This window comes from Parvibaculum sp., from assembly GCF_030651915.1.
GTDB lineage: Bacteria > Pseudomonadota > Alphaproteobacteria > Parvibaculales > Parvibaculaceae > Parvibaculum.
Window position 1 is genome coordinate 384130 of sequence record NZ_JAUSBV010000002.1, and the last position, 12559, is coordinate 396688.

Annotated in this window: 14 protein-coding genes; 9 read left to right on the forward strand and 5 right to left on the reverse strand. The window is 62.6% G+C overall.

Going from position 1 to position 12559, the window contains the following annotated elements:
• Positions 1-58 precede the first annotated feature (58 nt).
• On the reverse strand, positions 59-607 hold the full coding sequence (locus tag Q7V31_RS02350; RefSeq protein ID WP_304732206.1) for a hypothetical protein: 549 nt from the start codon (positions 605-607) through the stop codon (positions 59-61).
• 322 nt (positions 608-929) lie between these two features.
• On the reverse strand, positions 930-1226 hold the full coding sequence (locus Q7V31_RS02355; RefSeq protein ID WP_304732207.1) for a putative quinol monooxygenase: 297 nt from the start codon (positions 1224-1226) through the stop codon (positions 930-932).
• 459 nt (positions 1227-1685) lie between these two features.
• Here Q7V31_RS02355 and Q7V31_RS02360 point away from each other — a divergent pair, with 459 nt between their 5' ends.
• Positions 1686-2042 carry a helix-turn-helix transcriptional regulator gene (locus Q7V31_RS02360; RefSeq protein WP_304732208.1) on the forward strand — a complete coding sequence of 119 codons (357 nt, stop codon included), beginning with the start codon at positions 1686-1688 and terminating at the stop codon, positions 2040-2042.
• Complete coding sequence (locus Q7V31_RS02365; RefSeq protein WP_304732209.1) at positions 2042-2524, forward strand: ArsI/CadI family heavy metal resistance metalloenzyme; 483 nt, start codon at positions 2042-2044, stop codon at positions 2522-2524. Before Q7V31_RS02360 ends, Q7V31_RS02365 begins: the two co-directional genes overlap by 1 nt.
• 78 nt (positions 2525-2602) lie before the next feature.
• Here Q7V31_RS02365 and Q7V31_RS02370 read toward each other — a convergent pair whose 3' ends face one another.
• The gene (locus tag Q7V31_RS02370; RefSeq protein ID WP_304732210.1) at positions 2603-2896 is read right to left on the reverse strand and encodes a hypothetical protein; all 294 of its coding nucleotides are present in this window, start codon (positions 2894-2896) and stop codon (positions 2603-2605) included.
• A gap of 346 nt (positions 2897-3242) precedes the next feature.
• On the opposite strand from Q7V31_RS02370, the gene Q7V31_RS02375 reads away from it, so the two are divergent.
• Both Q7V31_RS02375 and Q7V31_RS02380 read left to right on the forward strand, forming a co-directional pair.
• The gene (locus tag Q7V31_RS02375; protein ID WP_304732211.1) at positions 3243-4742 is read left to right on the forward strand and encodes a CoA-acylating methylmalonate-semialdehyde dehydrogenase; all 1500 of its coding nucleotides are present in this window, start codon (positions 3243-3245) and stop codon (positions 4740-4742) included.
• A gap of 103 nt (positions 4743-4845) precedes the next feature.
• Positions 4846-5682 carry an arylamine N-acetyltransferase gene (locus Q7V31_RS02380; RefSeq protein ID WP_304732212.1) on the forward strand — a complete coding sequence of 279 codons (837 nt, stop codon included), beginning with the start codon at positions 4846-4848 and terminating at the stop codon, positions 5680-5682.
• A 3-nt stretch (positions 5683-5685) separates the two neighbouring features.
• On the opposite strand, the gene Q7V31_RS02385 is transcribed toward Q7V31_RS02380, so the two are convergent.
• Complete coding sequence (locus Q7V31_RS02385) at positions 5686-5994, reverse strand: pyrophosphatase (protein WP_304732213.1); 309 nt, start codon at positions 5992-5994, stop codon at positions 5686-5688.
• Between the two features lie 77 nt (positions 5995-6071).
• Between Q7V31_RS02385 and zapE the strand changes: the two genes are divergently transcribed.
• Positions 6072-7193, forward strand: coding sequence for a cell division protein ZapE (gene zapE / locus Q7V31_RS02390; RefSeq protein WP_304732214.1), 1122 nt, complete (start codon positions 6072-6074; stop codon positions 7191-7193).
• Between the two features lie 4 nt (positions 7194-7197).
• On the opposite strand, the gene Q7V31_RS02395 is transcribed toward zapE, so the two are convergent.
• Entirely contained in the window at positions 7198-7830 is a 633-nt protein-coding gene (locus Q7V31_RS02395) for a hypothetical protein (RefSeq protein ID WP_304732215.1), read from the reverse strand.
• A 302-nt stretch (positions 7831-8132) separates the two neighbouring features.
• Here Q7V31_RS02395 and mdh point away from each other — a divergent pair, with 302 nt between their 5' ends.
• The 4 genes from mdh (at position 8133) to Q7V31_RS02415 (ending at position 12549) form a co-directional block, all read left to right on the forward strand.
• Positions 8133-9137: a malate dehydrogenase gene (gene mdh, locus Q7V31_RS02400; protein WP_304732216.1), complete on the forward strand. Its 1005-nt coding sequence runs from the start codon at positions 8133-8135 to the stop codon at positions 9135-9137.
• Positions 9138-9301: 164 nt separating this feature from the next.
• The gene (locus Q7V31_RS02405) at positions 9302-10378 is read left to right on the forward strand and encodes an MBL fold metallo-hydrolase (RefSeq protein WP_304732217.1); all 1077 of its coding nucleotides are present in this window, start codon (positions 9302-9304) and stop codon (positions 10376-10378) included.
• Between the two features lie 230 nt (positions 10379-10608).
• The gene (sucC, locus tag Q7V31_RS02410) at positions 10609-11778 is read left to right on the forward strand and encodes an ADP-forming succinate--CoA ligase subunit beta (RefSeq protein WP_304732218.1); all 1170 of its coding nucleotides are present in this window, start codon (positions 10609-10611) and stop codon (positions 11776-11778) included.
• Positions 11779-12549, forward strand: coding sequence for a hypothetical protein (locus Q7V31_RS02415; RefSeq protein WP_304732219.1), 771 nt, complete (start codon positions 11779-11781; stop codon positions 12547-12549).
• Positions 12550-12559 lie beyond the last annotated feature (10 nt).

Below are 12559 nucleotides of genomic sequence, written 5' to 3' on the forward strand. Positions count from 1 at the left end.
CGATGCGGCGAAGCCGCATCGTTGGGAAGGGTGAGGGGGTCAGCCTCTCGTTGGCCTCTCACTCCGCCACATAAACCGCGTCGGGCTTGGCGAACTCATGCGCAAACAGCAGCGCCTTCGTCAGGCTCGCGAAATCTTCCACCACGCAATCGCTGCTCTCGACCGTCACGCCGAAATCCGCCAGCGCGACGCCTTGCGCCTCTGCCAGCTCCACAAAGTCAGGGCAGATCATGCCCCAGCGTTTCCAGTTGTTGCCGTCGCGTTCGAGCAGCGCGTAGAGGCCGCCTTCCGACAGGTCTGCATCCATCTCGCGCGCCATCACCGCATAAAGGCCGGGCGCGATTTCCTTCATCCGTCCGGCGACCGGCCTGCCGTGATCGTTGACCACCATCATGTAGCGGTCGCCGTCGCGCGACACATGGGCGATGCCGGGCTTCTCCTTGGTGCGCGCGCCGTTTTCATCGAGCTCATGCAGCGTGAAGCGCGCATCGTCCGCCACCGGATAATCGGCCTCGGCGGCCGGGATCAGGTCTTTGGTCGAAACGAAGCAGCCGCCAAGCAACAGCAGGGCGGCGAGGGCGGCGGCGGAACGGAAGCGGCAAAGCATGGCGGTGTCCTCCTGAAGCATCGGCGGAGATTATAGAGGAACATCGCGGAAAGGCGCGGCGGCGGCCGGCGCGGCCCACAAGAAAAACCCGGCCCCGCGAGGAAGCGGGCCGGGTTTGGGTGGGGCCGGGATATGCCGGGGCGCTCGCGACGCAGCCGGGGCCTGGACCCGAATTACCGGCGCGTACATCCGGCGCCGTCTTGAGATAAAGACTACGCCCCAAGGCCTGAATACGAGGTGAACACGTGGGCCACTGCGCGCGCCTGCCTTTCGCCCGGCGGCGAAAAAGCGGCGGCAATCCGGTCCTCCGTCGCCGGACGATTTACCCTTCCTTCACCATGACTTCACGGATCGAGATTTCCGGCGGCACCACGGCGAGGCGCCGCGCCGCTTCCATGAATTCATGGCAGTAGTCTTGCGCGAAATGGAAATCGACGGCGGCGCGGTCCCGCCATTCCTCATAGAAGAAAAAGCGGCCGGGGCACATCTGGTCTTCGTAATAGCTGTAGGCGAGATTGCCGGGCTCGGCGCGCGACAGCGTCACCTGGCGTTCGGCGACGGGCTTGAAAGCCGCGCGGTTTTCGTCGGCGATTATCGCCGCACCGGTAATGACGATCATGGAAGGCTCCCTTTCATCCGCGCGGCAAGCCTAGCGCAAAAGGAAGCCGGCCCGCGCCACCGCCCTTAGTGCAAAGGATGGGGGGATAGATGGCGCGGGCCGCGGCATCGGATCTTGAGGGATGCTGACGCCGGAGGGCAAAAGCGAATGCCGACATTGATCGAACGGCGGGGCCCCGGTTTTTCCGTCAACGTTTCGCCGCCGGATGCTGGAAAAATCTGTCGCCCTTCGCTTATCCCCGGGGGGCGGGGATAAGTCCGAATCGGCCGCGCCGGTGCCGGCAAGGGGCGAAGGCGGGGATAAATGCCTGTCGGGCCCGGGGATAAGTGGCCGTTGCGGCCGGGGATAACTCGGCATGTGACAGTTTTATGACAGTTTTGTGACAGAGGGGGTGTTTTCGCTGTTGCGCGCTGCCTCTTGACAGCCTCAAAATATTTTTATATTTCTAGAATCATGAAAATGGAAACAGCCCTCTCGGCGCTCGCCGCCCTTGCTCAGGAGACCCGCCTCTCGATCTTTCGCGCCCTTGTGCGCGCCCATGCGCCGCGCGCCGGCGAGGGCGGGCTGGCGGCGGGCGAGATCGCCGAGGCGCTTTCGGTGCCGCCGGCGACCTTGTCCTTTCATCTCAAGGAGTTGGCCCATGCCGGTCTGGTCGTCTCGCGGCGCGAGGGCCGCTCGATCGTCTATGCGGCCAATCTCGAGGCGATGCTGGGGCTGGCCGGTTTCCTGCTCGACGATTGTTGCCAGGGCGCCTGCGGGACCTTGTCCCCCTGCGCCGTGGCGGCCACGAAATCAACTCGAAAGGAGCGCGTGTGATGAAACGTCTGCATGTCAGTTTCGGGGTCGAAGACCTTGAAAAATCAGTCACTTTCTATTCGACCCTGTTCGGCGCCGAACCTTCGGTGCGCCGTCCGGGCTATGCCAAATGGATGCTGGAGGATCCGCGCGTCAATTTCGTCGTCGAGACCTTGTCGGGCGAAAAGGGCTTTGCCCATGCCGGCATCCAGGTCGATGCGCCGGACGAACTGGCGCCGATCTTCGAGCGCCTGAAAGCGGCCGAGGCGCCTTACCTGCCCGAAGGCGTCACGACCTGCTGCTATGCCAAATCCGAAAAGAGCTGGACCGCCGATCCCGATGGCGTGCGCTGGGAAGCCTTCTACACGCTGCATCAGATGGATGAATTCGGCAGCGGGCCTGAGCTTTCGGCGCTCGATGCGACGCCTGAGGATCAAGCCGCCTGCGGCTGCGCGCCGGTCTCTGCCAAGCCTGAAGCGGCGCCGGTCTCCGTCTGCTGCTGAGCCTGGATACGAAACGGCCCGCGCTGTCCGAGGACGGCGCGGGCCGGATCCTTGCTCCCCTTCAGGAGCGGCAGGGTCTTATTCGACCGCTTCTTCCTCGGCGGCGGCATCGTCTTCGCCGGTCACGTAGTCATAGGCGTCCCCAGCGGCCTCGCCGGTGGCCTCGGCCGCATCCTCGACGGCTTCGACGGTGGCGTCGGCCGCATCGCCCACGGCATCCATGGTGGCGTCTGCGGCGTCGCCGGCATCTTCCATCATGCTGTCTGTGGTCTCGCCCATGGTGGCGTCTTCAGGGTTCATCATCCGGTAGCCGATCACCAGCACGACGGCGAGCACGATGATGGCAATGGCGGTCTTCATGAAGTTGGACATGATCATTTCCTCTTGGCGGTCGTTTCGCCCGTTTGTTTCACCCCGGCCGCCAAATCCTTGCGGCCTGCAAAGGCCCCCCCGGCTTCTCCCGCACGGTTTCGACAGGCGCCCGGAGGCAATGTTAGTGATGATTTGGACCGAAAGGCCACAGTGAAACGGCCGATTATGAGGATTCTTTCGCCCTGTTGACGTTAGGTCACGGCCGTCCGGGCCGGATTCGGGCTCACCGGGTCCCAAATCGCCTCCCACGGGCCTTGCCGCGCCGTTGACGCGCGCGTTAAACAGACCCCGGACAAGCACAAAAGGGAGGCGCGGGCCCCGCGGAAGCGGGCTTGCGGCGAAGCGTATGGCGAATGACCTGACACATTTCATCGGCGGCAAACATGTCGCGGGCACGAGCGGGCGCTTTCTCGACGTCACCAATCCGAATACCGGCGAGGTGACCGCGCGGACGCCGCTGGCGAGCGCCGCCGAGCTGCACGCCGCCGTCGAGGTCGCGGCCAAGGCCTTTCCCGACTGGGCGGCGACCAATCCGCAACGCCGCGCCCGCGTCATGTTCGAGTTCAAGCGCCTGCTCGAAGCCAACATGAACGAGCTGGCCGAGCTGCTGTCATCGCAACATGGCAAGGTGATCGCCGACTCGAAGGGCGACATCCAGCGCGGCCTCGAAGTGATCGAGTTCGCCTGCGGCATCCCGCATCTGATGAAGGGCGAGTTCACCGAAGGCGCCGGCCCCGGCATCGACATGTATTCGATGCGCCAGCCCTTGGGCGTCTGCGCCGGCATCACGCCGTTCAACTTTCCGGCGATGATCCCGATGTGGATGTTCGGCGTCTCGATCGCCTGCGGCAACAGCTTCATCTGCAAGCCGTCGGAGAAGGATCCGTCGGTGCCGATCCGTCTTGCTGAACTTTTCATGGAAGCTGGCGCGCCGGCCGGCGTGTTGAACGTCGTCAATGGCGACAAGGAAGCGGTCGATGCGATCCTGACCGATCCGACGATCCAGGCGGTCAGCTTCGTCGGTTCCTCCGACATCGCGCAATATGTCTATGCGACAGGCGCAGCGCATGGAAAGCGCGTGCAGGCGATGGGCGGTGCCAAGAACCATGCGATCATCATGCCCGACGCCGATATGGATCAGGTCGTCAACGAGCTGATCGGCGCCGGCTACGGTTCGGCCGGCGAACGCTGCATGGCGATTTCGGTTGCGGTGCCCGTCGGCGAGGACACGGCCAACCGGCTTGTCGAGAAACTCGTGCCGCGCGTGCAGGCGCTGAAAGTCGGCATCTCGAACGCTGCCGACAGCGATTACGGGCCGCTGGTCAGCAAGGCGCATCTCGAAAAGGTCAAATCCTATATCGACATGGGCGTCAAGGAAGGTGCGAAGCTGCTGGTCGACGGCCGCGGCTTCAAGCTGCAGGGTTATGAAAACGGCTTCTTTCTCGGCGGCTCGCTGTTCGACCATGTGACGGCCGACATGCAGAGCTACAAGGACGAGATTTTCGGACCCGTGCTGCAGGTCGTGCGGGCGAAGGATTTCGAGGAAGCGGCCGCGCTGCCGACCAAACATCAATATGGCAACGGTGTCGCGATCTTCACGCGCGACGGCGATGCGGCGCGCAGCTTCGCCTCGAAGGTTCAGGTCGGCATGGTCGGCATCAACGTGCCGATCCCGGTGCCGCTGGCCTATCATACCTTCGGCGGCTGGAAGCGCTCGGCCTTCGGCGACACCAATCAACATGGGCCGGAAGGCGTCAAGTTCTGGACCCGCGTCAAGACGGTCACCTCGCGCTGGCCGACCGGCCTCAAGGAAGGTTCCTCCTTCGTCATTCCGACGATGAAGTGACCGGTCCGACGCTTATTTGGGTGGGTATCTGTTGCAAAAATGGCGCTTCCCTTCCGGAAGCGTCATTTCCATATGGGACGGAGCTTTTCCGACGGAGCCGGCTATGACCGAAGACACAACAATCGACCTCGATTCCTATTTCGCCCGTATCGGCTATGACGGCCCGCGGGCACCCACGCTCGACACGTTGAAAGCGCTGCACTACGCCCATGCGCTATCGATTCCCTTCGAAAATCTCGACGTACTGGCGAAACGTCCGGTCAATCTCGACCTGCCGTCCTTGCAGAGGAAGCTCGTGACGGAGAAGCGCGGCGGCTATTGCTTCGAGGTGAATGCGCTTTTTGCGGCGGTGCTTGGCGAACTCGGCTTCGACGTCACCACGCTGATCGGCCGCGTGCGCTGGATGGCGCCGGAGAATGCCGACACCGCGCGCTCGCACATGCTGATGCGGGTCGAACTGCCGGAAGGCCCCTTCGTTGCCGATGTCGGTTTCGGCGGCCTCACCATGACCGGCCCGATCCGCTTCGAGACTGGCATCGAGCAGCAGACGCCGCATGAGCCGCGCCGGTTGCTCACCCATGAAGACGGCTTCGAGCTGCAGGCGAAGATCGCGGGCGAGTGGACGCCGATCTACCGATTCACGCTGGAGCCGCATCGCCGCAGCGATTATGAGGTCGCGAGCTGGTACACCTCCACGCATCCCGGCTCGATCTTCGTGCAATTCCTGATGGCGGGCCTGCCGCGCGAGGGCCAATGGCTGTCGCTCTTCAATTGCGATTTCAAGATTCGCAGCCTCGACGGCAAGGCCGAAGCGCGGAAACTCGAAAGCGTGGACGAGATCGCCGACGTGCTCGGCACCTATTTCGGCATCCCGCTTGCCGAGGAGGACAAGGCGCTGGCGCTCGCGCCCTATTTCGAGCAATGGCGGGCGATGGGTTGAACGTCAGCGCGGCTCGAAGCGCCATTTGCGTGAAATGGCCGGCGCAAGGTCGATACCGTTCCTCCGCGCGAACAACAGGATGTGGCCGAGCAGGTCCGCCGTTTCGTCGGCCAGCGCCTCGCGCAGTTCCGCCTCGCCAAGGCCGCGCTTGCGCCCACGATCGGTCAGCTTCATCCAGACCTGTGTCAGCTCGCCCAGCTCCTCTTGAAGTTTGAGGATGAACCAGTCCTCGTTTCGCGTTATGCCGTTTGTGGCGGCGTAGCGTTGCGACGCTTCCTCGAACTGTCCGGCGAGCCTGACCAGATGCTGCATATGCGTGAACCCTTCGATCGGTGGAACCGGATGATGGCCGAGTCGCTATGTTCGTGCAATGTTCTCTTCGACGGCGCATGAGTTCCGGACCGCTTTCCAGCTATCGCGGCAAGGTTGCGCGCGGCGAAATCGCCGCGGACGCGGCGCAGGCGCATGCCGCCCAGCATCTGCAGCACCTCGCCGACGAACTCGCCGAATGGACGCCCGGCAAGAAGGTCGGACCCTTCGCCTGGGCCGGCTTCGGCAGGCCGGTGACGCCGCCCGAAGGTATCTATGTCTGGGGCGGGGTCGGCCGCGGCAAGTCGATGCTGATGGATCTGTTTTTCGACACGGTGGTCATCGAGCCGCGCCGCCGCGTGCATTTCCATGCCTTCATGCAGGAAGTTCATGAACGCATTCACGCATGGCGGCAGCAGGAGAAGGCGGGGACGGTCAAGGGCGCCGACCCGATCCCGCCGGTCGCCGATGCCATTGCGCGCGAGGCGGCACTGCTCTGTTTCGACGAGTTCCAGGTCCACGACATTGCCGATGCCTCGATCCTCGGCCGGCTTTTCGCGCAGCTTTTCGAACGCGGTGTCGTCGTCGTCGCGACATCGAACCGGGCGCCGGACGGGCTTTACGAGGGCGGTCTCAACCGTCACCGCTTCCTGCCCTTCATCGATCTGGTCAAGGAACGGATGGATGTGCTGCATCTCGACAGCGATACCGATTACCGGATGGACCGGATCAAGGGGCTGCCGGTCTATCACGCGCCGCTCGGGCCCGATGCCGATGCCGCGCTCGACCGGGCGTTCACGGCGCTCACCGACAGGGTGCATGGCGATCCGATCACACTCGCCTTGAAGGGGCGTGCCGTCGAGGTGCCGGAAGCGGCGCATGGCGTGGCGCGGTTTTCGTTTTCCGATCTATGCGCGAAACCGCTCGGCGCGGCCGACTATCTGAAGATCGCGCAGAGCTTTCACACCGTCATCATTCGCGATGTGCCGGCGATGGGGCCGGAGCGGCGCAACGAGGCTAAACGTTTTGTCACGCTGATCGACGCGCTTTACGAGGCAAAGACCAAACTCATTCTATCGGCCGCCGCGCTGCCGCAAGCGCTCTACGAAAAAGGCGACGGCGCGTTCGAATTCGAACGCACGGCGTCGCGGCTGATCGAGATGCAGAGCCTCGACTATCTGGCGCTCGGAAGCGCCGACTGACGGCTTAGAGCTTTTTGGACGGCGGGAGCGACGGGCGCAGGCCAATCGCTGTCGTGTCGGCCGGGGCCGGGCTTTCGGCAATTTGCGCCGGGAAGGGGCGCTGCGGTTCCATGTCCAGTCGATAGTCGAAGGACTGACCGAAGGTTGCCGACATCATACCGAAGGAAACAGTCTCGCGCGGTTTGCCGCGTGCTGCCTCGCGGGCGATTTCGAGCGAGAATTCATGTGCCGCGCGGCGGTCCACGGGTACGAAACCCAGCACATGCGGATCGAGTTCGGACGCGGCGACGCGGGTTTCCTGCTTGCGGCCGTCGGGGCCTTCGAGCAGCGCGATCACGCCGCCGAAATCATCGCGTGTCGCATCGGAACCGCGCTCTTCGCAGAAGTCGCGGCCATTGCGCAACAGGCTTTCGAGAAGGCGGCAGTCCTTGCCGGTTAAGGCCGACACGACATGTTCGCCGAGATCGCGGCCGGTCATGATGGTGGAGGAAATGCCGGCGACCGTCAGAAGCTGGCCGACGGTCAGTGCGCCGATGGCCGGCGCCGCACAGCCTGAAAGGCCGATGCAAACTGCAATCGCGAGAACCGTCTTGCCGGTTCCGCTCCGCCGATCCTGGCGGGTCCGCTCAACTGACATTACGCACGCCCCTCATTACACCGGCCGGCCGCAATGGCGGCCGCAACAAAGGCGCCTGTCCCCCCGGATCTTGCGCCGTTGTTCCGGCCTGCCGTCATGCATGATGACGTCTTGCGCTTACCGGAACCTGTCATGCCTGTTGGAAATCATGCTGCCGCGGCGGCATTTGTGTCAATGCGATACACCATTGATGGTTAAATTGGCGTTAACGAAGCGTCGCCGGTCCGTTGCGGAATCCACGGATTCAGGATACTAGGCAGCTGAATTCATCAGAGCGCAGGCATTTCCGGAGGCTTCTCACCATGGCGCGCAAGAAAATCGCACTTATCGGCGGCGGCCAGATCGGCGGCACGCTGGCTCTTCTGGCGGGGCTCAAGGAGCTCGGCGATATCGTCATCTTCGACATCGCCGAAGGGCTGCCGCAGGGCAAGGCGCTCGATCTGGCCCAGACGTCGCCGGTCGAGGGCTACAATGCGGCGCTTTCCGGCGCCAACGACTACAAGGGTATCAAGGGCGCCGATGTGGTGATCGTCACCGCCGGCGTACCGCGCAAGCCCGGCATGAGCCGCGACGACCTCCTCGGCATCAACCTCAAGGTGATGAAACAGGTCGGCGAAGGCATCGCCAAATATGCGCCGAACGCCTTTGTCGTCTGCATCACCAATCCGCTCGATGCGATGGTTTGGGCGCTGCGCCAGTTTTCGGGGCTGCCGCATCACAAGGTCGTCGGCATGGCCGGCGTTCTCGACAGCGCGCGCTTCCGCTATTTCCTGGCCGAGGAGTTCAAGGTCTCGGTCGAGGATGTGACCGCCTTCGTGCTGGGCGGCCATGGCGACACGATGGTGCCGCTGGCGCGCTATTCGACGGTTGCCGGCATTCCGCTGCCCGACCTCATCAAGATGGGCTGGACGACCAAGGAGAAGCTCGAAAAGATCATCCAGCGCACCCGCGACGGCGGCGCCGAGATCGTCGGTCTCCTGAAGACCGGTTCGGCCTTTTATGCGCCCGCCGCTTCCGGCATCCAGATGGCCGAAGCCTATCTCGGCGATCAGAAGCGCGTGCTGCCCTGCGCGGCCTATCTCAACGGCGAATATGGCGTGAAGGACATGTATGTCGGCGTGCCGGTGGTAATCGGTGCCGGCGGTGTCGAGCGCATTGTCGAGATCGATCTCAACGCGGCCGAGAAGAAGCAGTTCATGGGCTCCGTCGGCGCCGTGAAGGGCCTTGTCGATGCCTGCAAGAAGATCGACCCGGCCGTCGCCAAGGGTGCGTCGAAGGCAAAGGCGCCGGCCAAAAAGAAAAAGTAAGGCGGTCCGCCCGCTTTGGGGACACGATGCAGGGGCGGACCTTCGGGCCCGCCCTTTTTGCTGCCGGGATATTATGACATTCTTGATGCCAACAACTTGCGGCTTCGTCATTTCATGATTAATGTATTACATTAATTAGTGCTGCCAAACGGGAGGGCAAGGCGATGAAGCGGATCTGGATTTTCGGCGCGGGCGGGGTTGTGGCACTGGTGCTTGTCGCCTTCGGGATCGTCTGGTTCTCGCCGGCCGCGCAAGATGCCGTCTTGCGGCGCGTCGTCGCCGCCAATGTCGGCGTCAATGACGCGGTGCTTGCGCCCGGCGCCCTGCATGTCGTGCTTTGCGGCACCGGCTCGCCCATGCCCGATCCGGAGCGGGCCCAGTCCTGTGCCGCCGTCTATGCCGGTGGCAAGCTGTTCATGGTCGATGCGGGGCTTGGCGGCTGGGACAGGCTCGCGGCCTTCCAGCTTCCGGTCGGCGGCATTACCGGCGTCCTCATCACCCATTTCCACTCCGACCATATCAGCGGCCTGCCCGATATCGCGCTCAACACATGGGCGGCCGGCCGGCGCGAGGCGCTGGCCCTTTACGGCCCGCCCGGCATTGAGGATGTCGCCGCCGGTTTCGACCTTGCCTATTCGCATGATGACGGCTACCGGATCGCGCATCATGGCCCCGACTTTTTTTCCGAGGCCGGCGCGCAGTCCCGCCCCATCGTGGTCGAAGTCCCCGACCGCGACAGCGCGGTCACCGTGTTCGACGAGGATGGCGTGAAAATCACCGCCTTCCGGGTGTCGCACGAGCCGGTCGATCCGGCCTATGGCTACCGGATCGACTATCAGGGCCGCTCGGTCGTGTTCAGCGGCGATACCGGCAAGGACGCCAATATCGCCCGTTTCGGTGTCGGCGCCGATGTGATCATCCATGACGCCCTGGCCCCCCACATGGTGGCTCTTCTGGAGGAGGGCTTGGCCGCCCGCGGCGACCGCCGCGCCAAGGTCATGCACGACATTCCCGACTATCACGCAACGCCGGTCGAGGCCGCCGAAGTCGCCAATCAGGCGGGCGCCAAACTGCTGGTCTACAGCCACATTGTGCCGCGCTTGCCCAATGCGCTGGCGCATCGCGTTTTTCTGCGCGGTGTTTCCGATGTGCGCCCGAACGGCGTGATGATCGGTTATGACGGGCTCTATCTCGAACTGTCGGCAGGCTCCGACCGGATCGTCCAGCGCGACCTGCGCTGAGGCGGGGCGGTGACGTTACGTCATCCCCTATCCTGCTGACGCAATTGAATTTTGTGTCAGTTGCCGTGACGGTGGAGTGACTGGCGGCCTGCCTTCTGCCGGTTGCACCCGTCCGCTCGGGTGGTATAACTCGCGGCCATCCGACCTAGCTATCGGGGCTATCGGGCAAGCGATCTTTCCTCTCCCGGCGCACGGGTTCCCGCGACGCCGACCAGCCGGACGGTTTTTCCATGAACATTCACGAATACCAGGCCAAGGCCGTGCTCGCGAGGTATGGCGTGCCGGTGCCGCGAGGCCATGCGGCCTTCTCGCCCGAAGAAGCCGTGGCGAAAGCGAAGGAACTTGGCGGCCCGGTCTGGGTCGTGAAGGCGCAGATCCATGCGGGCGGCCGCGGCAAGGCCGGCGGCGTCAAGGTCGTGAAATCGGTCGACGACGTGAAGTTGGAAGCGGCGCGGCTCCTCGGCTCGACGCTGGTCACGCATCAGACCGGCCCGGACGGCAAGCAGGTCAATCGCCTCTATATCGAGGAAGGCTCCTCGATCGCGCGCGAACTCTATCTCTCCATCGTCGTCGACCGCGTGACGTCGCGCGTCTCCTTCATCGTCTCGACCGAAGGCGGCATGGACATCGAGGAAGTGGCGAAGAAGACACCGGAAAAAATCCTCAGCTTCTCCATCGATCCGGCTTCGGGCATCAGCGGCTTTCACGGCCGCAAGGTTGCTTACGCGCTCGGCCTCGAAGGTGACCAGGTGAAGCAGGGCGTGGCGTTGATCGACAAGCTCTACAAGGCCTTTGTCGGCGAAGACATGAGCATGCTCGAAATCAATCCGCTGGTCGTCACGGGCGAGGGCAATCTTATCTGCCTCGACGCGAAGGTGAACTTCGATTCCAACGCGCTCTACCGCCACAAGGACATCGTCGAGTTGCGCGACCTCACCGAAGAAGATCCGGCGGAAGTCGAAGCTTCGAAATACGATCTCAACTACATCAAGCTCGACGGCCAGATCGGCTGCATGGTCAATGGCGCCGGCCTTGCCATGGCGACCATGGACATCATCAAGCTCTACGGCTCCGAGCCCGCCAACTTCCTCGATGTCGGCGGCGGTGCGACCAAGGAGAAGGTGACGGCGGCGTTCAAGATCATCCTGTCGGACAAGAATGTCGAAGGCATTCTGGTCAACATCTTCGGCGGCATCATGCGTTGCGACATCATCGCGGAAGGCGTTGTCGCTGCAGCGAAGGAAGTCTCGCTCGGCGTGCCGCTGGTCGTGCGCCTCGAAGGCACCAATGTCGATCTTGGCAAGAAGATCATGGCCGATAGCGGCCTGCCGATCATTTCTGCGGACAACCTCGCCGATGCGGCCGAGAAGATCGTCAAAGCCGTGAAGGAGGCCGCATAGGTGCTTTCGATCTGGACCAGATTTGTCCTGTTCGCTTGTAGCCTGCTTCTGGCAGCTTGTGGAGAGAACACGGTTGAACTTGGTTCGGATTGGGCGAGCGTATGCCCTGGTACGGAACAGCCGTCATTGGAGAAAATCAGCGCATTTGCAGGGGCTCACAACCTGATCCCTTTTTCGTCCGAGGAGATTGCCGAGATTGGCGCCAAATTCGTTGAGGCGAGTTTGACCCGGAAGAACGATGAAAGCGCGGGCGATCCTGGTTCGCTGGAACGCGCGGAAACTGACTATGCCGACCTGCATGGATGGTGGTTGGATCGTGATAAGACGGTTTCAATTTCCTTTAATCGAACAAGGGTGAAGTTCGGGAACTCCCCTTGGTTTTCGGCATGCGTCATCAAGGGGATGGTGACGAAGGAAAGCGCAGTTTATCTCATTGCTCATTTCAAAAGTGGCTTCGTTCAGGGTAGTTCCAATGCCATGCGCCGTTATGTTTATCTGAGTGGAATGGATGACCGGCATACGACATCCGGCAGGCTGTTAAAGTTCAATAAAGGGCAGATTTATGCAGGGCCAGAGAACGTTTATGAGCAACTAGTATCCGCACATATGGGAACGGGTCCTGCCATAGATTTCTCAAAAGATGAGACGGATCGTCTTGGCGGAGACTATGAAGCGCCTGAAGCGCTTTCCGAGGAAGATGTGGAAAAGGTTGGTGAGGCCCTCGATGATCCGGTTTTTCTACTCTACTCGGTCAATGGCTCAGGTGTTTGACGTCGGAATT

Coding starts and splice junctions, on each gene's coding strand:
- Q7V31_RS02370 (WP_304732210.1), bottom strand. CDS start 2,896: ATGTCCAACTTCATGAAGACCGCCATTGCCATCATCGTGCTCGCCGTC.
- zapE (WP_304732214.1), top strand. CDS start 6,072: ATGAGTTCCGGACCGCTTTCCAGCTATCGCGGCAAGGTTGCGCGCGGC.
- Q7V31_RS02385 (WP_304732213.1), bottom strand. CDS start 5,994: ATGCAGCATCTGGTCAGGCTCGCCGGACAGTTCGAGGAAGCGTCGCAA.
- Q7V31_RS02365 (WP_304732209.1), top strand. CDS start 2,042: ATGAAACGTCTGCATGTCAGTTTCGGGGTCGAAGACCTTGAAAAATCA.
- Q7V31_RS02375 (WP_304732211.1), top strand. CDS start 3,243: ATGGCGAATGACCTGACACATTTCATCGGCGGCAAACATGTCGCGGGC.
- Q7V31_RS02380 (WP_304732212.1), top strand. CDS start 4,846: ATGACCGAAGACACAACAATCGACCTCGATTCCTATTTCGCCCGTATC.
- Q7V31_RS02360 (WP_304732208.1), top strand. CDS start 1,686: ATGGAAACAGCCCTCTCGGCGCTCGCCGCCCTTGCTCAGGAGACCCGC.
- Q7V31_RS02395 (WP_304732215.1), bottom strand. CDS start 7,830: ATGTCAGTTGAGCGGACCCGCCAGGATCGGCGGAGCGGAACCGGCAAG.
- Q7V31_RS02405 (WP_304732217.1), top strand. CDS start 9,302: ATGAAGCGGATCTGGATTTTCGGCGCGGGCGGGGTTGTGGCACTGGTG.
- Q7V31_RS02355 (WP_304732207.1), bottom strand. CDS start 1,226: ATGATCGTCATTACCGGTGCGGCGATAATCGCCGACGAAAACCGCGCG.
- sucC (WP_304732218.1), top strand. CDS start 10,609: ATGAACATTCACGAATACCAGGCCAAGGCCGTGCTCGCGAGGTATGGC.
- mdh (WP_304732216.1), top strand. CDS start 8,133: ATGGCGCGCAAGAAAATCGCACTTATCGGCGGCGGCCAGATCGGCGGC.
- Q7V31_RS02350 (WP_304732206.1), bottom strand. CDS start 607: ATGCTTTGCCGCTTCCGTTCCGCCGCCGCCCTCGCCGCCCTGCTGTTG.